Source organism: Streptomyces sp. NRRL S-87 (assembly GCF_000719335.1).
Taxonomy (GTDB): domain Bacteria; phylum Actinomycetota; class Actinomycetes; order Streptomycetales; family Streptomycetaceae; genus Streptomyces.
Window position 1 is genome coordinate 161,598 of the sequence record NZ_JOGB01000002.1, and the last position, 24,852, is coordinate 186,449.

A 24,852-nucleotide genomic window follows, 5' to 3' on the forward strand; every position below is an offset into this window, starting at 1 on the left:
GGAGGCAGAACGTGACGAGGCCCACCAGCCGTGACGTGGCCCGCGCCGCCGGCGTCTCCCAGGCCACCGTCTCGCTCGTCCTCGGCGACAAGTGGACCGGCCGGGTCTCCCCCCGCACCGCCGACCTCGTCCGCAGTGCCGCCGCCGAGCTCGGCTACCGCCCCAACCTCGCCGCCCGCGGCCTACGGCTCGGCACCACCCGCACCGCCCTGCTCGTGGTCCCCGCCCTCACCAACGAGTTCTTCGCCCGCGTCTACACCGGCGCCGCCCGCGTCGCCGCCGCCCACGACTTCGGCGTCGTCCTCTACCCCAACCCCAGCCCCGGCGGCATCGGCCCCGCCCGCGACCCCTTCGCCTCCGCCCGCACCGCCCTCGACGGCGTCATCGCCTCGTCGATGGCCGTCGACGCCCTCGAGGCCATCAAGGGTGCCGACCTCCCCCTCGTGATGCTCGACAGCGACCCCGCCGCCGGCGGGGCGGCCGCGTACGTCAACCCGGCCATCGCCGACGGCATCCGCCGCACCACCCGCCATCTGGTCGGACTCGGCCACCGCCACGTCCTCCACCTCGCCGCGGACGTCGACACCTGGACCTTCCACGTCCGCGCCCTGGCCGTCGCGGAAGCCCTCGCCGAAACACCCGGCACCCGCCTCGCGAGCACCCGCGCCGCCCTCACCGTCGACGCCGCCCGCGCCGCCACCGAGGCCGCCCTCACCCGCCGCAGCGCGGGCTCCGACCGCCCCACCGCCATCGTCTGCGACGACGACATCCTCGCCGCCGGCGCCTGCAAGGCCGCCCGCCGCCTCGGCCTGCGCGTCCCCGACGACCTCTCCGTCACCGGCTTCGACGACCTCGCCCTGGCCACCGCCGTCGAGCCCGAGCTCACGACCGTCGCCCTCCCCGCCGAGCAGGTCGGCGAGCACGGCATGAACGCCCTTCTCGCGGTCCTCGACGGCCGCACCTGGGACGCCCCCGAGCTCCCCGTCGAACTGGTCGTCCGCGGCTCCACGGCCGCACCGCCGCGCACCGCCTGACGCCCGCCGAGGGCACGGACACCGGCCCTCCCGGCCCGGCGCCTCCCCGTGCGCACCCGCGCGCCCGCCCCCGACCCGGTCCCCGGCCCGGCCGCGGCGCGCTCCCCCCGGACACGACGGAGCCCCGGCCCCGCGGAAACCACGGGACCGGGGCACGACCGGAGGGACTGCGCGGGGAGGGACTACTCCCCGTCGTCCTCCGAGGCGCCGTCGCTCGAGACGACCTCCGCCTGCGTCTCCTTGGACACCTCCGGCTGCAGCAGCCGCTCCAGCTGCCGCCCCCGGATCCGCTTGAACTTGCGCTGCTGGCTCCGCGTACGGTCCAGCACCGCCACCTCCAAGCGGTCCGCCGGGATGTCCCGGTCCGACCCGTTGGCCTGGCTGGACAGCGCCTGCACCGCCAGCTTCAGCGCCTCCGGCAGGGACATCCCGTCCCGGTGCCGCTGGTCGAGGTAGGTGCTGATCTGCTCCGCGTTCCCGCCGACCGCGACCGAGCCGTGCTCGTCCACGATCGAGCCGTCGTGCGGCAGCCGGTAGATCTGGTCGCCCGCCGCCGTCGCACCGACCTCGGCGACCACCAGCTCCACCTCGTACGGCTTCTCGCCCGCCGACGAGAAGATCGTGCCGAGCGTCTGGGCGTACACGTTGGCCAGACCGCGGGCCGTGACGTCGTCACGGTCGTACGTGTAGCCGCGCAGGTCCGCGTACCGGACACCGCCGATGCGCAGGTTCTCGTACTCGTTGTACTTGCCGGCGGCCGCGAAGCCGATCCGGTCGTAGATCTCGCTGAACTTGTGCAGCGCACGGGACGGGTTCTCGCCGACGAACACGATTCCGTCGGCGTACTGCAGCACGACGAGGCTGCGGCCGCGGGCGATGCCCTTGCGGGCGTATTCCGCCCGGTCGGCCATGGCCTGCTGGGGTGACACATAGAACGGCGTCGACACCGGCTATCCGTCCCTTCCTTCTCAGTGACGAACTCGATGACGAATGATCAGAGCAGCGCGGCGCGCGGCCCGTCGGGCTGTTCCAGGCGGCGCTCGGTGATGGAGCGGGCCAGTGCCGCGGACTCGTCGTCCGTGAGCCTCCGGAAGCCCTCGTCGGTGATGACGGTGACGATCGGGAAGATCCGGCGGGCCAGGTCCGGGCCACCGGTCGCCGAGTCGTCGTCGGCCGCGTCGTAGAGGGCCTGCACGACCAGGGTCGTGGCCTGCTCCTCCGTCAGGTCGTCGCGGTAGAGCTTCTTCATCGACCCCCGGGCGAAGATCGAACCGGAGCCGGTGGCGGCGTACCCGTGCTCCTCGGAGCGGCCGCCGGTGACGTCGTAGGAGAAGATCCGGCCCTTCTCCCTGCCCTCGTCCCAGCCGGCGAAGAGGGGCACCACGGCCAGGCCCTGCATGGCCATGCCGAGGTTGCTGCGGATCATGGTGGAGAGGCGGTTGGCCTTGCCCTCCAGCGAGAGCGTGGCGCCCTCGACCTTCTCGAAGTGCTCCAGCTCGAGCTGGAACAGCTTGACCATCTCGACGGCCAGGCCGGCCGTACCCGCGATGCCCACCGCGGAGTACTCGTCGGCCGGGAAGACCTTCTCGATGTCGCGCTGCGCGATCATGTTGCCCATCGTGGCCCGCCGGTCACCGGCGAGCACGACGCCTCCGGGGAACGTCGCGGCCACGATCGTGGTGCCGTGCGGCGCCTCGACGATGCCCTCGGGCAGCCTCCGGTTGCCCGGCAGCATCTCCGGCGCGTGGTTCCCCAGGAAGTCCATGAAGGACGAGGACCCCGGCGTCAGGAAGGCAGCTGGTAGACGCCCGGTGCGATCAAAATTGGCTTCCACGCCTGTCCCTCCAAGTAATTGATGGCCCGACGCAGTGTGTCGGGGTCGTCGCCCAACTTGCCGATGCCGGAATTGCAGTTGAAGCACAGTACGCCACGGACCTTACCCGTCTCGTGGCAGTGATCCACATGCACGGGCCCCGGAGTCAGGCAGATCGGGCAGATGCCGAACTGGTCCTTGATCATCTGATCGCGCTCGGCCTCGGTGATGCCGTACTGGCGCTTGAGGTGGCCTGCTCTGCCCTCGGCCGCCGTGCACGTTTTGCAGCGAGTAGAGAGACCGTCGGAGGCGCTGCTGTTGCGATGCCAGTCGGAGTGCGGCTTCACCTCACCGCAGCGCAGGCAGAGCTTGTGCCCGTCCGGTACGTCGACCTTGGGGCGCACCTTGCGCCCCAAGGCGACCTGCCGGTTACGGTGAAGCTCAGCCTGGCAGTCCCGGCACTCACGCTGCCTGCCGTCCAGGTTGGACCTCTTGATCGCAAACGCCGTGCGCGGCTTCTCCTCCCCGCACCGCGCACAGCGCTTCATCTCCAAGCCCGCCATTCCCGCCCCTCGCCCTTCGTTTCGAAGGTCAAATGGCCTTACTGGCCACCCTTTTGAACGAAGGAGCGCACGAAGTCCTCCGCATTCTCCTCCAAGACGTCGTCGATTTCGTCGAGGACGGAGTCGACGTCGTCCGAGAGCTTCTCCTGCCGCTCCTTGAGGTCGGTGGCCGCCTCCGCGGTCTGCTCCTCGACCTCCTCGGTGGAGCGCGTCGCCTTCTGCTGTCCGCCGCCGGTGTCCTTGGTCGCCATGTCTACCTCACCCCGCTACTCGGTTCGAGATCTCAAGATCAGACCCTGCTCAGACCCTACAAGGAGGGTCCGACTTTCGGTCCCGTACTTTTCGTACGTCCGGGATTACTTCCATGATTCCCGGACGGACCGGCTTTCAGCCGCGTTCAGCTGCCCGACAGGACCCGGACAAGGTCCTCCGCGGTCCGGCATCGGTCGAGCAGTTCCTTGACGTGCTTGCGGGTACCCCGGAGGGGTTCCAGGGTGGGGACCCGCTGGAGGGAGTCGCGGCCCGGGAGGTCGAAGATCACCGAGTCCCAGGAGGCGGCCGCGACGTCGTCCGCGTACTGCTCCAGGCAGCGGCCGCGGAAGTAGGCCCGGGTGTCCTCCGGCGGCTTGCTCTCGGCCCGCTCCACGGCGTCCTCGGACAGGAGCCGCTTCATCTTGCCGCGGGCCACCAGACGGTTGTACAGGCCCTTGTCCGGCCGTACGTCGGAGTACTGCAGGTCGACCAGGTGCAGCCGGGCCGCGTCCCAGCCGAGTCCGTCCCGGCGCCGGTAGCCCTCCAGGATCTCCCGCTTCGCGATCCAGTCGAGCTCGCCCGACAGGCTCATCGGGTCGCCCTCGAGCCGGTTCAGCACGTCCTCCCACCGAGTGAGGACGTCCTTGGTCTGCTCGTCCGCGTCGGCCCCGAAACGCTCGTCGACGTACTTGCGGGCGAGCTCGAAGTACTCCATCTGGAGCTGCACGGCGGTCAGCGTGCGGCCGCTGCGCAGCGTGATCAGCTGGGTGAGGCCGGGGTCGTGGGAGACCTGGTGCAGGGTCCGCACCGGCTGCTCCACGGCCAGGTCCACGGTGATGAAGTTGTCCTCGATCATGGACAGGACCAGGGCCGTGGTGCCGAGCTTGAGGTAGGTGGAGATCTCGGAGAGGTTGGCGTCGCCGATGATCACGTGCAGCCGGCGGTACTTCTCCGCGTCCGAGTGCGGCTCGTCGCGGGTGTTGATGATGGGCCGCTTGAGGGTGGTCTCCAGACCGACCTCGACCTCGAAGTAGTCCGCACGCTGGCTGATCTGGAAGCCGTGCTCGCGGCCGTCCTGGCCGATGCCGACGCGGCCGGCGCCGGTGACGACCTGGCGGCTGACGAAGAAGGGCGTCAGGTGGCGCACGATGTCCGAGAAGGGGGTCTCCCGCTTCATCAGGTAGTTCTCGTGCGTGCCGTAGGAGGCGCCCTTGTTGTCCGTGTTGTTCTTGTAGAGGTGGATGGGCTGGGCGCCGGGGAGCTGGGCGGCGCGCTCGGCGGCCTCGGCCATGATCCGTTCGCCGGCCTTGTCCCAGAGGACGGCGTCGCGGGGGTTGGTGACCTCGGGCGAGCTGTACTCGGGGTGGGCGTGGTCGACGTAGAGGCGGGCGCCGTTGGTGAGGATGACGTTGGCGAGGCCGATGTCCTCGTCGGTGAGCTGGCTGCTGTCGGCGGCCTCACGGGCGAGGTCGAAGCCGCGGGCGTCCCGCAGCGGGTTCTCCTCCTCGAAGTCCCAGCGGGCGCGGCGCGCCCGGTGCATCGCCGCCGCGTAGGCGTTGACGATCTGGGACGAGGTGAGCATGGCATTGGCGTTGGGGTGGCCGGGGACGGAGATCCCGTACTCCGTCTCGATGCCCATTACTCGCCGTACGGTCATGCGGCCCTCCTTGCCCGGCGGCGCTCCGCTTCGGGAGCGGCGCTCAGTACCGCTGGTGCTCCGGTGCGTGTGCGGTGGGTGCGTGTGCGGTGCCCGTCTCCGCATTCGCGCGGCCGGCGGTACGGAAGAGCCTAGAACGGCTCCGCGCTGCTGGGGAGATCATTTCGGTCATTGCCGTGGGTGCGGTTCCGGCCGGAAATGCAGTCGGCTGCGGGTGCCCCTGGTAGGGCACCCGCAGCCGCCCTGTTTTTCAGAGGTACTGACCGGTGTTGGCCACCGTGTCGATGGAGCGTCCGGTGTCCGCGCCCTGCTTTCCGGTGACGAGGGTACGGATGAACACGATCCGCTCGCCCTTCTTTCCGGAGATCCGGGCCCAGTCGTCGGGGTTGGTGGTGTTCGGGAGGTCCTCGTTCTCCTTGAACTCGTCCACGCACGCCTGGAGCAGGTGGGAGACGCGGAGGCCCTTCTGGTTGTGGTCGAGGAAGTTCTTGATCGCCATCTTCTTGGCCCGGTCCACGATGTTCTGGATCATGGCGCCGGAGTTGAAGTCCTTGAAGTAGAGGACTTCCTTGTCGCCGTTCGCGTACGTGACTTCGAGGAAGCGGTTCTCCTCGGATTCCGCGTACATCTGCTCGACGACGGTCTGGATCATGCTGGCGACCGTGGTCTCCGGGGAGCCCTGGTGCTCGGACAGGTCGTCCGTGTGCAGGGGCAGGGAGGCCTTGAGGTACTTCGTGAAGATGTCCTTGGCCGCTTCGGCGTCGGGACGCTCGATCTTGATCTTCACGTCGAGCCGGCCGGGGCGCAGGATGGCCGGGTCGATCATGTCCTCGCGGTTGGAGGCGCCGATCACGATGACGTTCTCCAGGCCCTCGACGCCGTCGATCTCGGCGAGGAGCTGGGGGACGATGGTGTTCTCGACGTCGGAGCTGACGCCGGAGCCGCGGGTGCGGAAGAGCGACTCCATCTCGTCGAAGAAGACGATGACGGGGGTGCCCTCGCTGGCCTTCTCGCGGGCCCGCTGGAAGACGAGGCGGATGTGCCGCTCGGTCTCGCCGACGTACTTGTTGAGGAGCTCGGGGCCCTTGATGTTCAGGAAGTAGGACTTCCCGGCGGGCTGGCCGGAGACCTCGGCGACCTTCTTGGCAAGGGAGTTGGCGACGGCCTTGGCGATGAGCGTCTTGCCGCAGCCGGGGGGCCCGTACAGCAGGACGCCCTTGGGCGGCCGCAGTTCGTGCTCCTTGAAGAGGTCGGGGTAGAGGTAGGGGAGCTCGACGGCGTCGCGGATCAGCTCGATCTGGTTGCCCAGGCCGCCGATCTTGTCGTAGTCGATGTCCGGGACCTCTTCGAGGACGAGCTCCTCGACCTCGCTCTTGGGGATGACCTCGTACACGTACCCGGAGCGGGGGTCGAGCAGGAGGGCGTCGCCGGAGCGGAGGGTGATGTCCAGCAGGGGCTCGGCGAGCCTGACCACCCTCTCCTCGTCGGTGTGGCCGATGACGAGGGCGCGCTCGCCGTCCTCGAGGACCTCCTTGAGGGTGACGATGTCGCCGGAGCGCTCGTATTCCATGGCCTCGACCACGTTGAGCGCTTCGTTGAGCATGACCTCCTGGCCGCGCCGGAGGTCTTCCGGCTCGACGCTGGGGCTCACGTTCACGCGGAGCTTTCGGCCTCCGGTGAAGATGTCGACGGTGCCGTCCTCGTTGGCCTGGAGAAAGACGCCGAATCCGGCGGGCGGCTGTGCGAGGCGGTCGACCTCTTCCTTGAGGGCGACGATCTGGTCGCGGGCCTCACGGAGTGTGTTCGCCAGTCGTTCGTTCTGAGCGGAGACGCCGGCCAGGTTGGTCTGCAGCTCGACGATCCGCTCTTCGAGAATCCTCGTGTGTCGCGGAGAGTCGGCGAGCTTCCGGCGCAGGACGGCGATTTCCTGCTCGAGATAGGCAACCTGACCGGCGGGGTCTTCGGACCCCCGCCCCGGCCGGATGCCGCGGTTGATGTCGTCGTCGTGGGCTGCCACGGTCCTCACCTCCTCCAAGGGGAGCTGGACGCTTCCTGACCCTACCTGGGCTGGTGGTGATTGAAACCCCTAGATCACAAAGACGGTAGAGGTGTGTCTGATCTTCACCCTTGCGTACTCCCTCACGCCAGGGGAATACCCACCCATCAACATCTGAAAGCGGCCGGTTGTAAGGTCGAACTGTTCAACACCCGTCGGGGCTGGCGCGACTTGCGTCGTGTTGGACCACAGCGCGCAGGGAAGTGCAGGAGAGATGACCGTGCAGCACGAGGTGGCCGCGGAGTCCGCCGGCGAGGGCCAGGAGGCCCTGGAGGTCTGGATCGATCAGGACCTGTGCACCGGGGACGGGATCTGCGTGCAGTACGCGCCGGAGGTCTTCGAGCTGGACATCGACGGTCTGGCGTACGTGAAGAGCGCCGACGACGAGCTGCTGCAGGAGGCGGGGGCGACGACGCCGGTGCCGCTGCCGCTGCTGCGGGACGTGGTGGACTCGGCGAAGGAGTGCCCGGGCGACTGCATCCACGTAAGGCGTGTTTCGGACAGGGTCGAGGTCTACGGCCCTGACGCGGAGTGACGGATCACACACTCCCCGAGGTGGCCGGTTCCGATCGGTCGCTCTCGAGGAAGGCCGTGCCGGTCCAGCGCCAGGCGGCGTCACGGGTGAGGTCGGGACAGCAACGGGGCACGTCGAGTGACGAGTAGCCGCTGAGCTGGGCGGTGACGGCGCCGTCGCGGACGGCGAGGGCCGTCACGATCTGCCGTTTCGCGGGCGTGAGCAGGGTCGCGACGACGCGGGGGTGAGCGTTTTCGGCCGTTTCGCGGGTGAGTACGTAGATCCCGTGCGGCGGGGTGCCCGATCCGGCGTCGCAGCGGACGGCCGCCACGGTCTCGGGGCGGCCGTCGCCGTCGAGGTCGCCCGCGGCGCGGGCGGTGATCTTCTCGGGGAAGCCGTGGCAGTCGAGGGGGAAGTCGACCCCGGTGGGGTCGGGCGCGGAGGGCGCGGGTCCCGGGGCCGCGTGGGCGGTGCCGGCGGCGCGCTGGGGCTGGAGCAGTCCGGCGCCCGCGACCACCGCGGCCATGGCCGCCGCCGTGGCGACCCAGTGGACGGGCCGGGTGCGGGTGTGGGCCAGTTCCGGGAGGGCGGGGGTCTGCACGCGGGGTGTCTCCAGTGCGAGGTGCTGCCGGGGCTGAGCCAGCATCGTGCCACACCTCACACCGGTGCGGAACGGCCGGGTCCGACGGTGGCCGGGCGGCCCGTCCCCGCGTTCCGCGTCCCCCCGGACGGCAACGAAAGGGCGCCGTGCCCCAGTTCTGCCGCCGGTGGCGGTAACTGGGGCACGGCGCCGTGGTGTTGGTGGGGTCGTGCCCTGCCTCGGCGGCGTCAGCCGCGGCCGGAGCCGCCGGACTGGCTGCCGGGGCCCTCGTAGTCCTCGCCGTACGCGCCCTTGGCGGGGCGGCGGCGGCGCAGCGGGGGCTCGACGCCGTCGGCGAGGCGACGGGCGGTGACGAGGAAGCCGGTGTGGCCGATCATCCGGTGGTCCGGGCGGACGGCGAGGCCCTCGACGTGCCAGTTGCGGATCATCGATTCCCACGGCTGGGGCTCGGCGAAGCAGCCGGCCTCACGGATGGACTCGACGGTCTTGGACAGCTGGGTGGTGGTGGCCACGTAGCAGCAGAGGATGCCGCCGGGGACCAGGGCCTTGGAGACGGCCTCCAGGCACTCCCAGGGGGCGAGCATGTCGAGGATGACCCGGTCGACGTCGGTGTCGGAGAGGTTGTCCTGGAGGTCGCCGACGGTGAGCTGCCACGCGGGGTGGGGGCCGCCGAAGTAGCGCTCCACGTTCTGCGTGGCGATCTCGGCGAAGTCCGCGCGTCGCTCGTAGCTGTGCAGCATGCCCTGGTCGCCGATGGCGCGCAGCAGGAAGCTGCTCAGGGAGCCGGAGCCCACTCCCGCTTCCACGACGCGGGCGCCGGGGAAGATGTCGGCGAAGGCCAGGATCTGGCCCGCGTCCTTGGGGTAGACCACGGCGGCGCCGCGGGGCATGGACAGGACGTAGTCGGGGAGCAGCGGGCGCAGCGCGAGGTACGCGACGTTCCCGGTGGTACGGACAACACTGCCCTCGGGAGCACCGATCAGCTCGTCGTGGGGGAAGGAACCCTTGTGGGTGTGGAAGTTCTTCCCGGCTTCGAGCGTGAAGGTGTAGTGGCGTCCCTTGGGGTCGGTGAGCTGGACCTGGTCCCCGACCTTGAAGGGCCCGCGACGGCGGGCGGCACCGGTCGGTTCGGACATGTGACCAGAGTACCGGGGTTATGCGGACGGCCGTGCCATGGCCTTGACGAAGGCCTTCTCGACATCGGCTGCGGAGAGGACCCCGTAGATCTCGCCGGTGGGTTCGAGGACGAGGTACTCGGTGGCGGGGGCGGTGCGGAGGGTGTCGATGAGCTCTTCGCCGACGAGGTCCGCGGAAACCTTCATGCCGTCGGTGAGGTCCTGGGCGACGGAGCTGACCGGGACCCAGGGGCGGCGGTGCTGGGGGACGGCGGCGATGGCGCTCTCGCGGACGAGGGCGATGGGGTTGCCCTGTCCGTCGGTGACGACGAGCGCGCGGGCGCCGGCCTCGTTGGCGCGGCGGAGGGCTTCGGAGAGGGGGGTGGCGGCCTCGACGGGGGCGGCGCGGCGGGTGAGGGCGCGGGCGCGCAGTTCGGGCAGGTGCTGGCGGAGCCGGGCCATGCGGAGGCTGTTGCCGGCGCCGGTCCAGATGATGGCGGCGAGGATCGCGGCGAGCAGGGCGTCGGTGACGGTGTCCATGCCGACGGTGTCGGCGGCCTCGGCGCCCAGGAACCCGGTCTGGGTGAGCAGGGGGAGGCCGACGAGGACGGCGACGGCGAGGGCGCGGCCGACCCAGGCGGCGGCGACGGTGCCGGTCATGGGGTTGCCGGTGATGCCCCAGACGACGGCGCGCAGCATGCGGCCGCCGTCGAGCGGGAGGCCGGGCAGGAGGTTGAAGGCGGCGACGATCAGGTTGGAGATCATCAGGCCGGCGAGGAGGACGCCGGGGACGGTGCCGGGTTCGACGGCCTGCATGCCGGCGTAGAAGAGGCCCGCGAGGACGAGGGAGAGCAGGGGGCCGACGAAGGCGAGGACGAACTCGCGGCCGGGGGTCTCGGACTCCTTCTCGATCTCGGAGACGCCGCCGAAGAACTGGAGCTGGATGCGGCGCACGGGGAGCCGGAAGCGGAGGGCGGCGACGGTGTGGGCGAGTTCGTGGACGAGGACCGAGGCGTAGAAGGCGATGGCGAAGAACAGGGCGACGAGGTAGCGCAGCAGGCCGAGGTCGGGGAGGATCCGGTCCAGCTGGCCGCCGAAGACCCAGGTGATCAGGGCCGCGACGAGGAACCAGCTGGGCGCCACGTAGACGGGCACGCCGAAGGGGCGGCCCATGGGGAGGCCGCCGCCGGGCCCGGGGTCGCGCGGGGGGCGCTTCTTCTCGTCCCCGGTTGCGTCGCTGTCGGCCACGGTTGCCTTCCTGTCGGAATGTGATGCCTCGATCATGCAGTGTGAGGGGGGTCGTCGTCGATGGTATGCCGCGCCGTCGGTGGCGGGCCGTAGGGTGGTGGGTCATGGAGACGAGCCCCGCGGCGCCCGCGCCGAGCCCCGGTACGCCCGGGTCCCGCCCCGACACCCCGGCGCCGGACGCCGCCGCACCCGTACCCGAGCGGGCCGCCGAGGCGGCCCGGCCGACGTCGCTGTCGCCCTCGCGGGCGAGTGACTTCATGCAGTGTCCGCTGCTGTACAGGTTCCGGGTGATCGACCGGCTCCCGGAGAAGCCCAGTGCCGCGGCTACCCGCGGGACGCTGGTGCACGCCGTGCTGGAGCGCCTCTTCGACCATCCTGCCGCGGAGCGCACGGTGCCGCGGGCGAAGGAGCTGCTGCCGGGCCAGTGGGACCGGCTGCTGGAGTCCCGGCCGGAGCTGGCGGAGCTGTTCGAGGGCGACGCGGACGGGCAGCTGCTGGCGGGCTGGCTGGCGGAGGCCGAGGCGCTGGTGGAGCGCTGGTTCACGCTGGAGGACCCGACGCGGCTGGAGCCGGTGGAGCGGGAGTTCTTCGTCGAGGCCGAGCTGGATTCGGGGCTGCGGCTGCGGGGGATCATCGACAGGGTGGACGTGGCGCCGACGGGCGAGGTGCGGATCGTCGACTACAAGACGGGCAAGGCGCCGCGGGCGGAGTACGCGGACGGCGCGCTGTTCCAGATGAAGTTCTACGCGCTGGTGGTGTGGCGGCTGCGGAACGTGGTGCCCCGGCGGCTGCAGCTGGTGTACCTGGGGTCGGGGGACGTGCTGACGTACGACCCGGTGCCGGGGGACCTCGAGCGGGTGGAGCGCAAGCTGCTGGCGCTGTGGGAGGCCATCCGGGAGGCGACGGAGTCGGGTGACTGGCGGCCGCGGCCGACGAAGCTGTGCGGTTGGTGCGACCACCGGGCGGTGTGCCCGGAGTTCGGGGGGACGCCGCCGCCGTATCCGCTGGCGGTCATCCCGCGACAGGATGCGGTGCTTCCGGCCGAGTCCTGATATGCCGGGAGGGGCAGCGCGGTGACGGTCCGCGGTGCCGCCGACGACGAAGACGAGCGCGAAGAGGTTTCCCGTGGCGATCCGTGTCCTGTTGGTCGACGACCAGCCGCTGCTGCGCACCGGTTTCCGGATGATCCTGGAGGCGGAGGCGGACCTCGCGGTGGTGGGTGAGGCCGGTGACGGTCTGCAGGCGCTGGAGCAGGTGCGGGCGCTGCAGCCGGACGTGGTGCTGATGGACATCCGGATGCCGCGGATGGACGGGGTGGAGGCGACCCGGCAGATCACCGGCCCGGACCGGTCGGGGCCCGTGAAGGTGCTGGTGCTGACCACGTTCGATCTGGACGAGTACGTGGTGGAGGCGCTGCGGGCGGGAGCGAGCGGGTTCCTGCTGAAGGACGCGCCGGCGGCGGAGCTGGTGCAGGCGATCCGGGTGGTGGCGGCCGGTGAGGCGATGCTGGCGCCGAGCATCACGCGGCGGCTGCTGGACAAGTACGCGGGCCACCTGCCGTCCGGCGAGGAACCGGTGCCGGACACGCTGGGGAGGCTGACGGAGCGGGAGGTCGAGGTGCTGAAGCTGGTGGCGCGGGGCCTGTCGAACGCCGAGATCGCGGCGGACCTGTTCGTGAGCGAGACGACGGTCAAGACGCACGTGGGGCACGTGCTGACGAAGCTGGGGCTGCGGGACCGGGTGCAGGCGGCCGTGTACGCGTACGAGAGCGGACTGGTGCGCCCGGGGGCGCAGTAGCCGAGTAGGCGGGTACGCGGCGGGTCGGGGCGGGGCGCCGGTCGGTACGGCCGGTGTGGCCGGTGGCCGGTGGCACGCCGAAGGGCCGGGTCGCCGCGGGAAGCGGCGGCCCGGCCCTGCTGCACGGCGGTGCGTCCGGGGGCCGGCCCGGCCCGCCCGTACGGGCGGGCCGTGCCGGCGGAGGGGGTCAGCCCTTGCTGATCTCCCAGAAGCGGAAGACCGTCGAGGCGTCGAGGGACCACTGCAGGCCGGTGACGTTGTCGCGGGCGACGGCGTACTGCTTGCTCTGCCACAGGGGCAGGAGCGGCACGTCGTCGGCGACGATGTCCTGGAGCTTGGTGTAGTCCTTCTCGGTCTGGGTGCGGTCGGCCACGGCGGAGGTCTTGGGGATGATCCCGCCGTTGATGGCGTCGTTCTCGTAGTTGTTGCCGAGGACGTTGCCCTTGCCGAAGAACGGCTGGGTGAAGTTGTCGGGGTCCGGGTAGTCGGGCACCCAGCCCTTGACGTAGACGCCGTACTTGCCGGCGGCGATGTCCTTCTCGTACTGCTCGAACTCGACGGACTTCATGTCGGCGTCGAACAGGCCGCTCTCGTTGAGCTGCTTGGCGATGAGGCTGAGCTCGGCGTCGGTGCTGGGGCCGTAGCGGGACGGCGTGGACCAGAGGGTGAGCTTGACCTTGTCCGTGATCCCGGCCTTGCGCAGGACCTGCTTGGCCTTGTCGGGCTGGGGGGAGCCGCCGTACTTGTCGAAGAACGGCGTGGTGTGCGCGCTGATGCCCGAGGGGATGATCGAGTACAGCGGGATGGCGGTGCCGGCGAACACCTCGCGGACCAGGGCCTCGCGGTCGACGAGGTAGGCGACGGCCTTGCGGACGGCGAGCTGGCCGGCGGTCTTGTCGTCCATGTTGAAGACGAGGTGCTCGACCTCGGCTCCGGCGCCCTGGACGACGTCGATCTGCGAGCCGTCGCCGGCGGTGGCGCCGACGCCGAGGTCGGCGGTGTCCTTGGCGGCCAGGCCGCGGAAGGCGAAGTCGACCTTGCCGTCCTCGATGGCCTTCTTCAGGGCCGCCTGGTCGTTGTGGAAGAACTTCATGGTGACGCCGTTGTTCCGGGGCTTGGCCTCGCCCTTGTAGGTCTTGCTGACCGAGAACTTGGCGCTGTCCTTGTCGAAGGACTCCAGCATGTAGACGCCCGAGCCGACCGCCTTGCCGTCGGTGCGGATCTTGTCGGCGGGGTACTCGCGGTGGTCGACGATCGAGCCCGCGCCCGACGCGATCTTGCTGGGGAAGGTCGCGTCGGACGTCTTGAGCTTGAAGACGACGGTCTGGGGGTCGGGGGTGTCGATGCTCTCGATGGAGGTGAGCATGACGGCCGGGCCGTTGTCGTCGTTGATCTTCAGCGTGCGCTCGAAGGAGAACTTGACGTCCTCGGACGTGAGGTCGTTGCCGTTGCTGAACTTCAGGCCGGAGCGCAGGGTGCAGCGGTAGACGCGGCTGCCACCGCTGTCGAAACCGCATTCCTGCGCGGCGTCGGGCTCGGGGGTGGTGCTGCCCTTGGGGAAGTGCAGCAGGGACTGGAAGACGTTGTTGAACAGCAGCCAGGAGCCCGGGTCGTAACCCGAGGCCGGGTCCACGGCCTGTACGTCGTCCGACATTCCCATGACCACCGTCTGCCCGGTGCCCGCGGATGCGCTCTCGTCCGAACCGCAACCGCTGAGCAGGGCGGCTGCGGTCGCCGCTCCGAGCGGGGCCGCCAACCACTGGTTACGTCGTCTCACGCGAACGTGCCTCACTGTCTGTGCTGGGGGTGTCCTCCGGCCCGCGGGGGTGCGCTGCCGGTTGTCGCTGGGATCAGCCGCTCACGCCGCGGCCGAGCTCCCAGAGCTGGAGGTCCGAGATGTTGTTGACCGACCACTCGACGCCGGTGATGCCGTCGCGAGCCGCGACGTACTGCTTGGCCTGCCACAGGGGCAGGACCGGGACGTCCTCCGCCACGATGTCCTGGATCTTGCCGAAGGCGTCGGCCGCGTCGTTGCGGTCGGTGGCCCGGCGGGACTCGGGGATGAGCTTGTTCCGTACGGTGGGGTTGGCGTACGAAGTGCCCAGGAAGTTGTCCTTCTCCAGGAACGGGCCGATGAAATTGTCGGCGTCCTGGAAGTCGGGGAACCAGCCGAGGCCGTAGGCGGCGTACTCGCCCTTCTTCTGGGCGGGGCGGTACGTGGCCCACGGGGTGCCCTTGACGGTGACGTCGAACAGCTTGGTGGCGTCGAGCTGGGACTTGAGGGTCTCGAACTCGGCCGCGGTGCCGTCACCGTAGTGGTCGGTGGTGTAGTTGAGGGTCAGCTTGACCGGGGTGCGGACGCCGGCCCCGCGCAGGAGCGCGGCCGCGGCGGCGGTGTCGGCCTCGCCGTACTTGTTGTAGAACGAGTTGACGTGGCCGGGGACGCTGGCGGGGACCAGCGAGTACAGCGGGAGGGCGGCCGTGCCGTAGGCCTTGGTGATGAGCTCGCCGCGGTTGACGACGGCCGCGACGGCCTGGCGTACGGCCTTCTCCTTGACCGGGGCGGCCTCGGTGTTGAAGGCGAGGTAGCGGATCTCCAGGCCCGGCATCGGGACGAGCTTGACGCCCTTCTTGGGGCTGCTGGACATCTCCTGGATCTGCGCGGGCGACAGGGTGCGGGACATCATGTCGATGCCGCCCTCGTCGAGCGCCTCGCCCATGGCGGCGGAGTCGGTGAAGGTGCGCAGCTCGACCTTGTCGTTCTGGACCTTCAGGTCGCCCTGGTAGTTCTCGTTCTTCGTGAAGACGGCGCGGACGAGCTGGTTGTCCTCGACCTCGGCCTTCATGGTGTACGGGCCGGAGCCGTCGACCTCGAAGCCGTCGCGCAGCTTGTCGCCTGCGTACGTCTTGCTGTTGACGATGGCGGCGGCCGGCGTGGACAGCTTGAAGGGGAAGGTCGCGTCGGGGGACTTGAGGTGGAAGACGACCGTGTCCTCGCCCTTGGTCTCGACCGTGTCCAGGGTGGAGAGGAGGCCGACGGGGCCGTTCTCGTCCTTGATGCGCAGGACGCGCTCGATGGAGAACTTGACGTCCTTGGCGGTGAGCGGGTCGCCGTCGGCGAACTTCAGGCCCGGGCGCAGGGTGCAGCGGTAGCTCTCGTTGCCCGTGTCCGTGAACCGGCAGTCGGAGGCCGCCTCGGGGACGGGCTGGCCGCCGCCGCGCGGGACGTGCATGAGGGTCTGGAGCGTCTGGCGCAGGATGTTCCAGGCGCCCGCGTCGTAGGCGTAGGCGGGGTCGAGCGGAGCAGGGGCGTAGTCGGCAGCCTCGAACCGGTCGGTGGTGCCGACGACGATCGCTCCCTTGCCCGCTCCCCCGCTGCCGGCGCTGCCGCAGGCGGCGAGCGCGGGGGTGAGCAGGCCGGCCGCGGCCGCCAGCACCAGATTCTTGCGGTTCATCCTCGAATTTCTCCCTCAACCCGGCACTTGCTTCACAGCGGTGGTGCGGGCACTTCGCGCGGCCGCCCGGTAGGGCGGGAACGATCGGGCCGGTGTCGTGACGATCGGTCCTCGTGACCCGGCACAGGGGTGTGTGCGGGAGGGGTCACGAAAGGGTGCGGCGAAGTGCCCGCGTTGACGATAGTGGGCGCGGGCGGGATGGCTGGAACTGGCCGGATTGGGGGTGTAATCGCACGGTGATGAGTGCGTATCGCCTGCGTAGGGCCCGGCTGGAGATGTTTCGGTCCGGACCTGATCAATACGGACACACCGGCAGGTGTCCGGGCGCTCCGGGACGACCTGACGGGTGCATATCAGGTGACAAAGGTCACCTCGCCAACTCGGGGGCATGTGATGGAATTTCGGCCTCCGCATCGCTTGACGTGGATCCGGGTGCCCCGCGGGGCCCGCGGCCGCACACGGCGGAGGCCGTCCCGCACGCGTGCGGGACGGCCTCGGAAGGGTGACCGGTGACGGAAGGTGCCCGGTCAGTTCATGCCGGTGATCAGGCGGCGCAGGAAGGCGAGGTCGACGTCCTCGAGGGAGGAGACGACGGTACGGCCGGGCGCGGGGGCGATGGCGGCGACGGAGGGCACCGCGACGACCCGGCAGCCGGCGGCCTCGGCGGCAGCCACCCCGGTGGCGGTGTCCTCGATGACGGCGCACCGCGACGGGTGGGCGCCCAGGGCCCCGGCCGCGTGCAGGTACGGGTCGGGGTGGGGCTTGGTACGGGCCACCTCGTCGCCGGCGACGCTCAGGACGAAGTTCTCGGGGCCCAGGGAGGCCATGATCCGGTCGATGACGCGCCTGTGCGAGGCGGAGACCAGGGCGGCCGGGACGTTGTTGCGGGCCAGCTCGGCCAGCAGCCGCTCGGCACCGGGCATGAGCGGGACGCGGTCGGCGATCCGGGCCTCGAAGCGCTCGTTGAGCAGCACGCTGAGCTCGGCCACGGTGATGTCCGCGCCGGTCGCCTCGATCAGGTAGCCGGCGCTGCGGCTCATGGGCCCGCCGACGACGACGTCGCGCCAGGAATGGTCGAGGCGGTGGCCGAGCTCTCCGAAGACCTCGACCTCGACGTCCCACCAGAAGCCCTCGGTGTCGACGAGCGTGCCGTCCATGTCCAGCAGCACCGCCTGCAGGGCCGAGCCGCCGGCCGTACGGGCGGCCGACTGGGGAACCGTACTGGTCATGCGCACTCTCCTGGAGGGACGAGAAGGCCGGTCACCTCTTCCCGCGGACACGCATGTGTCCTGGGGAACAGGCGACCGGCCTGTGTGGGACCGACAAGTGTACGTCGATCCGTCTCGAAATGCGCTGGAATTACCCCGCGGCCCGGCCCGAGGCGGTGTCCCGGCGGACCAGGGCCGCCCCGGGCCTGGTCCGCCGGGGCACCCCTAGCGGGCGTTGAAGTACTTCGCCTCGGGGTGGTGGATCACGATCGCGTCCGTGGACTGCTCGGGGTGGAGCTGGAACTCCTCGGAGAGGTGGACCCCGATGCGCTCCGGCCGGAGCAGGTCGGCGATCTTGGCGCGGTCCTCGAGGTTGGGGCAGGCCCCGTAGCCCAGGGAGAACCGGGCGCCCCGGTACTTCAGGTCGAACATGTCCTCGATGGCGCTCGGGTCCTCGCCGCCGAAGCCGAGCTCGGCGCGGACGCGGGCGTGCCAGTACTCGGCGAGGGCCTCGGCGAGCTGGACGGACAGGCCGTGCAGCTCGAGGTACTCGCGGTAGGAGTCGGAGGCGAACAGCTCGGCGGTGGCCTCGCCGATCTTCGAGCCGACCGTGACGACCTGGAGGCCGACCACGTCGGTCTCCCCCGAGTCCTCCGGGCGGAAGAAGTCGGCCAGGCACAGGCGGCGGCCGCGGCGCTGGCGCGGGAAGGTGAACCGGGTCCGCTCCGAGCCGTCCTCGTGGAGGATGATCAGGTCGTCGCCCTTGGAGACGCAGGGGAAGTAGCCGTAGACGACCGCCGCTTCGAGGAGGTTGTCGGTGTGCAGGCGGTCGAGCAGGCCGCGCAGGCGGGGCCGGCCCTCCGTCTCGGCCAGCTCCTCGTAGGTGGGTCCGCCGGTGCGGGCCTCCTTGAGCCCCCACTGGCCCTTGAAGAGGGCTCCCTCGTCGAGCCAGGAGGCGTAGTCCTTCAGCGGGATGCCCTTGATCACGCGGGTGTCCCAGAAGGGCGGGGTGGGCACGGGGTTGTCCGTCGCCACGTCCGAGCGCACCGAGCCCTCGGGCTCCAGCACCTCCAGCACCGGGGTGTCGCGCTTGGCGACCCGGCGCTGCTTGAGCTCGGGCAGGGCGGCGCCCGGGACACCGCGCTTGACCGCGATCAGGGCGTCCATGAGGCGGAGGCCCTCGAAGGCGTCGCGGGCGTAGCGGACCTCGCCCTCGTAGATCTCGTGCAGGTCCTGCTCGACGTACGCACGGGTCAGCGCGGCGCCACCGAGGATGACGGGGTAGTCGGCGGCCAGCTTGCGCTGGTTGAGCTCCTCGAGGTTCTCCTTCATGATCACCGTCGACTTCACCAGCAGCCCGGACATGCCGATCACGTCGGCCCGGTGCTCCTCGGCCGCCTCGACGATCGCGGAGACGGGCTGCTTGATGCCCAGGTTGACCACGTTGTAGCCGTTGTTCGACAGGATGATGTCGACCAGGTTCTTGCCGATGTCGTGGACGTCGCCGCGGACCGTGGCCAGGACGATGGTGCCCTTGCCCTCGGCGTCGGACTTCTCCATGTGCGGCTCGAGGTAGGCGACGGCGGTCTTCATGACCTCGGCGGACTGCAGCACGAAGGGCAGCTGCATCTGACCGGATCCGAAGAGTTCGCCGACGACCTTCATGCCCTCCAGGAGGGTGTCGTTCACGATGTCCAGGGCCGGGCGCGTGGCCAGGGCCTCGTCGAGGTCGGCCTCGAGTCCGTTCTTCTCGCCGTCGACGATCCGTCGCTGCAGGCGCTCCTCCAGGGGCAGCGCGGCCAGTTCCTCGGCCTTGCCGGCCTTGAGGGACTTCGCCGTGGCGCCCTCGAACAGCTCCATCAGCTTCTGCAGCGGGTCGTAGCCCTCCGCGCGCCGGTCGTAGATCAGGTCCAGGGCGGTGGTGACCTGCTCCTCGTCGAACCGCGCGATCGGCAGGATCTTCGACGCGTGCACGATGGCCGAGTCCAGGCCCGCCTTGACGCACTCGTCCAGGAACACCGAGTTCAGCAGGATCCGCGCCGCCGGGTTCAGGCCGAAGGAGATGTTGGAGAGGCCGAGGGTGGTCTGGACGTCGGGGTGGCGGCGCTTGAGCTCGCGGATCGCCTCGATCGTGGCGATGCCGTCCCGGCGGGACTCCTCCTGACCGGTGCAGATCGTGAAGGTCAGGGTGTCGATCAGGATGTCCGACTCGTGGATGCCCCAGTTGCCGGTCAGGTCCTCGATCAGCCGCTCGGCGATGGCCACCTTGTGCTCGGCGGTACGGGCCTGGCCCTGCTCGTCGATGGTCAGGGCGATCAGTGCCGCGCCGTGCTCCTGGGCGAGACGGGTGACCTGCGCGAAGCGGGAGTCGGGCCCGTCGCCGTCCTCGTAGTTGACGGAGTTGATGACCGCGCGGCCGCCGAGCTTCTCCAGGCCGGCGCGGATGACCGCGACCTCGGTGGAGTCCAGCACGATGGGGAGGGTGGAGGCGGTGGCGAAGCGGCCGGCGAGTTCGGCCATGTCGGTGACGCCGTCGCGGCCGACGTAGTCGACGCACAGGTCGAGCATGTGGGCGCCCTCGCGGATCTGGTCGCGGGCCATCTCCACGCAGTCGTCCCAGCGGGCCTCCAGCATCGCCTCGCGGAACTTCTTCGACCCGTTCGCGTTCGTCCGCTCGCCGATCGCCATGTAGGAGGTGTCCTGGCGGAACGGCACGGTCTGGTAGAGGGAGGAGGCGCCCGGCTCGGGGCGCGGCTCGCGCACGGTGGGGGCCAGGCCCCGCACGCGCTCCACGACCTGGCGCAGGTGCTCGGGGGTGGAGCCGCAGCAGCCGCCGACCAGCGACAGGCCGTACTCGCGGACGAACGTCTCCTGGGCGTCGGCCAGCTCGGCCGGGGTGAGCGGGTAGTGGGCGCCGTCGGAGGTCAGGACGGGCAGGCCGGCGTTGGGCATGCACGACAGCGGGATGCGCGCGTTGCGCGCGAGGTAGCGCAGGTGCTCGCTCATCTCCGCGGGGCCGGTCGCGCAGTTGAGCCCGATCATGTCGATGCCCAGCGGCTCCAGCGACGTCAGCGCCGCACCGATCTCGGACCCCAGCAGCATGGTGCCGGTGGTCTCGACCGTGACGGAGCAGATGACCGGCACGTTCACGCCGAGGGCGTCGAGCGCGCGGCGGGCCGCGATGACGGAGGCCTTGGTCTGGAGGAGGTCCTGGGTGGTCTCGATGAGCAGCGCGTCCGCACCGCCGGCGAGCAGGCCCTCGGCGTTGGCCTGGTAGGCGTCGCGGATCGTGCCGTACTCGATGTGGCCCAGCGTCGGCAGCTTCGTACCCGGACCGATCGAACCCAGCACCCAGCGCTGCCGGCCCGTGGAGGCGGTGAACGCGTCCGCGGTCTCGCGGGCGATCCGGGCGCCCGCCTCCGAGAGCTCGTACACCCGCTCGGGGATGTCGTACTCGCCGAGGGCGGAGTGGTTGGCGCCGAAGGTGTTGGTCTCGACGGCGTCGACGCCGACGGCGAAGTAGGCCTCGTGGACCGAGCGGACGATGTCCGGACGGGTCAGGTTGAGGATCTCGTTGCAGCCTTCGAGGTTCTGGAAGTCCTCGAGGGTCGGGTCCTGCGCCTGGAGCATCGTTCCCATGGCGCCGTCGGCGACCACCACGCGGGTGGCCAGTGCGGCTCGGAGGGCATCCGCCCTGCTCTGGGTGGTGACGGGCGGGTTCGGCAACGAAGCCATGGTTGTGCTCCCTGTGTGCGACGGCTGTCGGCTTTACACCCTTCTGACAAGGGCGTACGCGGTCAGCGTAGCGGTGCGGACGCCGCCCCGGTGGGGGCGTCCCACAGGTCGGACGGCATGCTGTGCGCGGGGGTGGCTTGTTCGGCGCGGTGTTGACAGACTTTCCGAGAAGCACACCAGGTCGGCATCGACCGATAGTGTTCGTCATTGTCGAACCAACGTTGTAGAAGGCTTCAGGAGGCCGACGATGGCACGGAACATCCAGTCGCTCGAAAGAGCCGCTGCGATGCTGCGACTGCTGGCGGGGGGCGAGCGGCGGCTCGGACTGTCCGACGTCGCGTCCGCGCTGGGTCTGGCCAAGGGGACGGCGCACGGGATCCTGCGGACCCTCCAGGCGGAGGGCTTCGTGGAGCAGGATCCGGCCTCGGGGCGCTACCAGCTGGGCGCGGAGCTGCTGCGGCTGGGCAACAGCTATCTCGACGTGCACGAGCTGCGGGCGCGGGCGCTGGTCTGGACGGACGACCTGGCCCGGTCCAGCGGGGAGAGCGTGTACGTGGGGGTGCTGCACCAGCAGGGCGTGCTGATCATGCACCACGTGTTCCGGCCCGACGACAGCCGCCAGGTGCTGGAGGTGGGGGCCATGCAGCCGCTGCACTCCACGGCACTGGGCAAGGTGCTGTCGGCGTACGACCCGGTGGCGCACAGCGAGGTGGTGGAGGGCACCCGGGAGGCCTTCACCCCGCGGACCGTCACGGAGCTCACGGGCTTCGAGGAGGTGCTCGACCTGACCCGGGCGCGGGGCTGGGCCTCGGACGTCGAGGAGACCTGGGAGGGCATCGCCTCGGTGGCGGCGCCGATCCACGACCGGCGGCGGATGCCGGTGGGCGCGGTGGCCGTCGCGGGGGCCGTGGAGCGGGTCTGCGCGGCCCCCGGCGAGCTGCGGCCCGATCTGGTCGCGGCGGTGCGCGACTGCGCCCGCGCGGTCTCGCGCGACCTGGGCGCGGGGCGCTTCTAGCGGGGCCGCTCGGAGCGGCCCCCGGAGCCGCGTGAGGCCACGGGGAGCGCCGGGGACACCCCGGGGACATCCCGGGGGCATCCCGGGCAGAGGGGTCACGGAGGGCCGGTGCCGACGGGCACCGGCCCTTCGGCGTGCCCGGACATGCCGGATTCGGCGGCTGGTACCCCGCGGTAACGATCCGGCTTTTGCGCGGGACGACTCTTGACGCGCTGTTCACACGGCGGAAAACTGCCGTGCATCGGTCGGCATTGTCGAACACCTGACGGCAATACGCGCTAGGGTGTGACAGTGCCAGGGCCGAATCTGCACTCACCGAGTGCGCGGATGACCGGAAAGGGACTCCGGCTTCCACTCACCCCCTGGACGTAGGACAAAGGAGTCGCGGGTGACCACCTCCGACATCTTCATCGGCGAGACCATCGGTACCGCCCTGCTCACCCTGCTCGGCGGTGGCGTCTGCGCCGCCCTGACGCTGAAGAGCTCCAAGGCGCGCGGCGCGGGCTGGCTCGCCATCACCTTCGGCTGGGGCTTCGCGGTGCTGATCGCCGCGTACGTCTCGGCCCCGCTCTCCGGCGCGCACCTGAACCCGGCGGTCACCGTCGGCATCGCCGTCAAGACCGGCGACTGGAGCAACACCGGCGTCTACCTGGCCGGCCAGCTGCTCGGCGCCATGATCGGCGCGGCCCTCATGTGGATCACGTACTACGGCCAGTTCCGGGCCCACCTGACCGACCCCGAGCTCACGGTCGACGCGGGCGCCCCGGCCGGCCCGGTGCTCGGCATCTTCTCCACGGGTCCCGAGATCCGGAACGTCTGGCAGAACCTGGTCACCGAGATCATCGGCACGGCCGTCCTCGTCCTCGCGATCCTCACCCAGGGCCTGCAGGACGGCGGCAAGGGCCTGGGCGTGATCGGCGTCCTGATCACCTCGTTCGTGGTCGTCGGCATCGGCCTCTCGCTGGGCGGCCCGACGGGTTACGCCATCAACCCGGTCCGCGACCTCGGCCCCCGCATCGTCCACGCCCTCCTGCCGCTGCCCAACAAGGGCGGCTCGGACTGGGGCTACTCCTGGATCCCGGTGGTCGGCCCGCTCGTCGGTGCCGCCGTCGCCGGTGGTCTTTACAACGTCGCGTTCGCCTGATTCGTCTGAACAGCACCCGCTCAACGAACCACTTTCGCTTCCCTCTCACGACCCCCAGGAGCAGAAGACCATGACCACGAGCACCGGCCCGTTCATCGCCGCGATCGACCAGGGCACCACCTCCTCCCGCTGCATCGTCTTCGACCGCGACGGCCGCATCGTCGCCGTCGACCAGAAGGAGCACGAGCAGATCTTCCCGAAGCCGGGCTGGGTCGAGCACGACGCCACGGAGATCTGGGCGAACGTCCAGGAGGTCGTCGCCGGGGCCATCGCCAAGGCCGAGATCACGGCCGCCGACGTCAAGGCCGTCGGCATCACGAACCAGCGCGAGACCACGGTCATGTGGGACAGGAACACCGGCGAGCCGGTGCACAACGCCATCGTGTGGCAGGACACCCGCACCGACGCCCTGTGCAAGGAGCTCGGCCGCAACGTCGGCCAGGACCGCTTCCGCCGCGAGACCGGCCTGCCGCTGGCCTCGTACTTCTCGGGCCCGAAGGTCCGCTGGCTGCTCGACAACGTCGAGGGCCTGCGCGAGCGCGCCGAGGCCGGCGACATCCTCTTCGGCACCATGGACACCTGGGTCATCTGGAACCTGACCGGCGGCGTGAACGGCGGCCGGCACGTCACCGACGTCACCAACGCCTCGCGCACGCTCCTGATGAACCTGCACGAGCTGGCCTGGGACGAGCGCATCCTCTCCTCCATCGAGATCCCGGCGACCGTGCTGCCGGAGATCCGCTCCTCCGCCGAGGTGTACGGCGAGGTCAAGGAGGGCGTCCTGGCGGGCGTGCCGGTGGCCTCCGCGCTCGGCGACCAGCAGGCCGCCCTGTTCGGCCAGACCTGCTTCGCCGAGGGCGAGGCGAAGTCCACGTACGGCACCGGCACGTTCATGCTGCTGAACACCGGCGACAAGATCATCAACTCCTACAGCGGCCTGCTGACCACGGTCGGCTACCAGATCGGCGACGAGAAGCCGGTCTACGCCCTGGAGGGCTCGATCGCCGTCACCGGCTCCCTGGTGCAGTGGATGCGCGACCAGATGGGCCTGATCAAGTCGGCCGCCGAGATCGAGACCCTGGCCTCCTCGGTCGAGGACAACGGCGGCGCGTACTTCGTGCCCGCCTTCTCCGGCCTGTTCGCCCCGTACTGGCGCTCCGACGCCCGCGGTGTGATCGCCGGCCTCACCCGGTACGTCACCAAGGCGCACATCGCCCGTGCCGTGCTCGAGGCCACCGCCTGGCAGACCCGCGAGATCACCGACGCCATGACCAAGGACTCCGGCGTCGAGCTGGCGGCCCTCAAGGTCGACGGCGGTATGACCTCCAACAACCTGCTGATGCAGACGCTCTCGGACTTCCTGGACGCCCCCGTGGTGCGCCCGATGGTCGCCGAGACCACCTGCCTCGGCGCCGCCTACGCCGCCGGCCTGGCCGTCGGCTTCTGGCCCGACACCGACGCGCTGCGCGCGAACTGGCGCCGGGCCGCCGAGTGGACCCCGCGGATGCCCGCCGACCAGCGGGACCGCGAGTACAAGAACTGGCTCAAGGCCGTCGAGCGGACCATGGGCTGGATCGACGAGGACGGCGACGACGCCTGAGCCCCGTGCTCGGACGTTGACGTCGACCGCTGAGAGCTGACGAGG

Annotated in this window: 19 protein-coding genes and 1 pseudogene; 7 read left to right on the forward strand and 13 right to left on the reverse strand. The window is 70.4% G+C overall.

Going from position 1 to position 24,852, the window contains the following annotated elements:
• Nucleotides 1–11: 11 nt before the first annotated feature.
• On the forward strand, nucleotides 12–1,034 hold the full coding sequence (locus IF43_RS0101845) for a LacI family DNA-binding transcriptional regulator (RefSeq protein WP_030192994.1): 1,023 nt from the start codon (nucleotides 12–14) through the stop codon (nucleotides 1,032–1,034).
• 182 nt (nucleotides 1,035–1,216) lie between these two features.
• On the opposite strand, the gene prcA is transcribed toward IF43_RS0101845, so the two are convergent.
• The 6 genes from prcA to arc form a co-directional block, all read right to left on the reverse strand.
• Nucleotides 1,217–1,981 (reverse strand): proteasome subunit alpha, encoded by a 765-nt coding sequence (prcA, locus tag IF43_RS0101850; protein ID WP_030192995.1) that lies wholly within the window; start codon nucleotides 1,979–1,981, stop codon nucleotides 1,217–1,219.
• A 47-nt stretch (nucleotides 1,982–2,028) separates the two neighbouring features.
• Nucleotides 2,029–2,868, reverse strand: a complete 840-nt coding sequence (gene prcB, locus IF43_RS0101855; RefSeq protein ID WP_030192996.1) for a proteasome subunit beta — start codon at nucleotides 2,866–2,868, stop codon at nucleotides 2,029–2,031.
• Nucleotides 2,820–3,410, reverse strand: coding sequence for an endonuclease VII domain-containing protein (locus IF43_RS0101860; RefSeq protein WP_030192997.1), 591 nt, complete (start codon nucleotides 3,408–3,410; stop codon nucleotides 2,820–2,822). Before IF43_RS0101860 ends, prcB begins: the two co-directional genes overlap by 49 nt.
• Before the next feature lie 38 nt (nucleotides 3,411–3,448).
• Entirely contained in the window at nucleotides 3,449–3,661 is a 213-nt protein-coding gene (locus IF43_RS0101865) for a ubiquitin-like protein Pup (RefSeq protein ID WP_030192998.1), read from the reverse strand.
• 146 nt (nucleotides 3,662–3,807) lie between these two features.
• Nucleotides 3,808–5,319: a depupylase/deamidase Dop gene (gene dop / locus IF43_RS0101870; protein WP_078909847.1), complete on the reverse strand. Its 1,512-nt coding sequence runs from the start codon at nucleotides 5,317–5,319 to the stop codon at nucleotides 3,808–3,810.
• A gap of 250 nt (nucleotides 5,320–5,569) precedes the next feature.
• Complete coding sequence (gene arc, locus IF43_RS0101875) at nucleotides 5,570–7,336, reverse strand: proteasome ATPase (protein ID WP_030193001.1); 1,767 nt, start codon at nucleotides 7,334–7,336, stop codon at nucleotides 5,570–5,572.
• Nucleotides 7,337–7,589: 253 nt separating this feature from the next.
• On the opposite strand from arc, the gene IF43_RS0101880 reads away from it, so the two are divergent.
• The gene (locus IF43_RS0101880; protein WP_030193003.1) at nucleotides 7,590–7,910 is read left to right on the forward strand and encodes a ferredoxin; all 321 of its coding nucleotides are present in this window, start codon (nucleotides 7,590–7,592) and stop codon (nucleotides 7,908–7,910) included.
• Between the two features lie 4 nt (nucleotides 7,911–7,914).
• On the opposite strand, the gene IF43_RS0101885 is transcribed toward IF43_RS0101880, so the two are convergent.
• The 3 genes and pseudogenes from IF43_RS0101885 to IF43_RS0101895 form a co-directional block, all read right to left on the reverse strand.
• Nucleotides 7,915–8,490: a hypothetical protein gene (locus IF43_RS0101885; RefSeq protein ID WP_030193005.1), complete on the reverse strand. Its 576-nt coding sequence runs from the start codon at nucleotides 8,488–8,490 to the stop codon at nucleotides 7,915–7,917.
• Nucleotides 8,491–8,717: 227 nt separating this feature from the next.
• The gene (locus IF43_RS0101890) at nucleotides 8,718–9,626 is read right to left on the reverse strand and encodes a tRNA (adenine-N1)-methyltransferase (RefSeq protein ID WP_030193007.1); all 909 of its coding nucleotides are present in this window, start codon (nucleotides 9,624–9,626) and stop codon (nucleotides 8,718–8,720) included.
• Nucleotides 9,627–9,644: 18 nt separating this feature from the next.
• Nucleotides 9,645–10,814: pseudogene (locus tag IF43_RS0101895) on the reverse strand (site-2 protease family protein); the annotation flags it as partial.
• Nucleotides 10,815–11,110: 296 nt separating this feature from the next.
• Here IF43_RS0101895 and IF43_RS0101900 point away from each other — a divergent pair.
• Both IF43_RS0101900 and IF43_RS0101905 read left to right on the forward strand, forming a co-directional pair.
• The gene (locus tag IF43_RS0101900; RefSeq protein ID WP_051794546.1) at nucleotides 11,111–11,905 is read left to right on the forward strand and encodes a PD-(D/E)XK nuclease family protein; all 795 of its coding nucleotides are present in this window, start codon (nucleotides 11,111–11,113) and stop codon (nucleotides 11,903–11,905) included.
• Nucleotides 11,906–11,978: 73 nt separating this feature from the next.
• On the forward strand, nucleotides 11,979–12,650 hold the full coding sequence (locus IF43_RS0101905) for a response regulator transcription factor (protein WP_030193013.1): 672 nt from the start codon (nucleotides 11,979–11,981) through the stop codon (nucleotides 12,648–12,650).
• 187 nt (nucleotides 12,651–12,837) lie between these two features.
• Here IF43_RS0101905 and IF43_RS0101910 read toward each other — a convergent pair whose 3' ends face one another.
• The 4 genes from IF43_RS0101910 to metH form a co-directional block, all read right to left on the reverse strand.
• A complete protein-coding gene (locus IF43_RS0101910; protein ID WP_030193015.1) occupies nucleotides 12,838–14,427 on the reverse strand; it encodes an ABC transporter substrate-binding protein in 1,590 nt (529 codons plus the stop codon).
• A gap of 73 nt (nucleotides 14,428–14,500) precedes the next feature.
• A complete protein-coding gene (locus tag IF43_RS0101915) occupies nucleotides 14,501–16,105 on the reverse strand; it encodes an ABC transporter substrate-binding protein (protein WP_030193017.1) in 1,605 nt (534 codons plus the stop codon).
• 527 nt (nucleotides 16,106–16,632) lie between these two features.
• A complete protein-coding gene (locus tag IF43_RS0101920; protein ID WP_030193019.1) occupies nucleotides 16,633–17,334 on the reverse strand; it encodes an HAD family phosphatase in 702 nt (233 codons plus the stop codon).
• 204 nt (nucleotides 17,335–17,538) lie between these two features.
• Nucleotides 17,539–21,048: a methionine synthase gene (gene metH, locus IF43_RS0101925; protein ID WP_030193022.1), complete on the reverse strand. Its 3,510-nt coding sequence runs from the start codon at nucleotides 21,046–21,048 to the stop codon at nucleotides 17,539–17,541.
• Between the two features lie 247 nt (nucleotides 21,049–21,295).
• Here metH and IF43_RS0101930 point away from each other — a divergent pair, with 247 nt between their 5' ends.
• From IF43_RS0101930 to glpK, 3 genes are all read left to right on the forward strand, one after another.
• Nucleotides 21,296–22,063 (forward strand): IclR family transcriptional regulator, encoded by a 768-nt coding sequence (locus IF43_RS0101930; protein WP_030193023.1) that lies wholly within the window; start codon nucleotides 21,296–21,298, stop codon nucleotides 22,061–22,063.
• A gap of 388 nt (nucleotides 22,064–22,451) precedes the next feature.
• Entirely contained in the window at nucleotides 22,452–23,207 is a 756-nt protein-coding gene (locus tag IF43_RS0101935; protein ID WP_030193025.1) for an MIP/aquaporin family protein, read from the forward strand.
• Between the two features lie 70 nt (nucleotides 23,208–23,277).
• Nucleotides 23,278–24,807, forward strand: coding sequence for a glycerol kinase GlpK (gene glpK, locus IF43_RS0101940; protein ID WP_030193027.1), 1,530 nt, complete (start codon nucleotides 23,278–23,280; stop codon nucleotides 24,805–24,807).
• Nucleotides 24,808–24,852 lie beyond the last annotated feature (45 nt).

Coding starts and splice junctions, on each gene's coding strand:
- dop (WP_078909847.1), bottom strand. CDS start 5,319: ATGACCGTACGGCGAGTAATGGGCATCGAGACGGAGTACGGGATCTCC.
- IF43_RS0101915 (WP_030193017.1), bottom strand. CDS start 16,105: ATGAACCGCAAGAATCTGGTGCTGGCGGCCGCGGCCGGCCTGCTCACC.
- IF43_RS0101890 (WP_030193007.1), bottom strand. CDS start 9,626: ATGTCCGAACCGACCGGTGCCGCCCGCCGTCGCGGGCCCTTCAAGGTC.
- IF43_RS0101860 (WP_030192997.1), bottom strand. CDS start 3,410: ATGGCGGGCTTGGAGATGAAGCGCTGTGCGCGGTGCGGGGAGGAGAAG.
- IF43_RS0101880 (WP_030193003.1), top strand. CDS start 7,590: ATGACCGTGCAGCACGAGGTGGCCGCGGAGTCCGCCGGCGAGGGCCAG.
- IF43_RS0101865 (WP_030192998.1), bottom strand. CDS start 3,661: ATGGCGACCAAGGACACCGGCGGCGGACAGCAGAAGGCGACGCGCTCC.
- metH (WP_030193022.1), bottom strand. CDS start 21,048: ATGGCTTCGTTGCCGAACCCGCCCGTCACCACCCAGAGCAGGGCGGAT.
- IF43_RS0101900 (WP_051794546.1), top strand. CDS start 11,111: ATGCAGTGTCCGCTGCTGTACAGGTTCCGGGTGATCGACCGGCTCCCG.
- glpK (WP_030193027.1), top strand. CDS start 23,278: ATGACCACGAGCACCGGCCCGTTCATCGCCGCGATCGACCAGGGCACC.
- IF43_RS0101920 (WP_030193019.1), bottom strand. CDS start 17,334: ATGACCAGTACGGTTCCCCAGTCGGCCGCCCGTACGGCCGGCGGCTCG.
- IF43_RS0101930 (WP_030193023.1), top strand. CDS start 21,296: ATGGCACGGAACATCCAGTCGCTCGAAAGAGCCGCTGCGATGCTGCGA.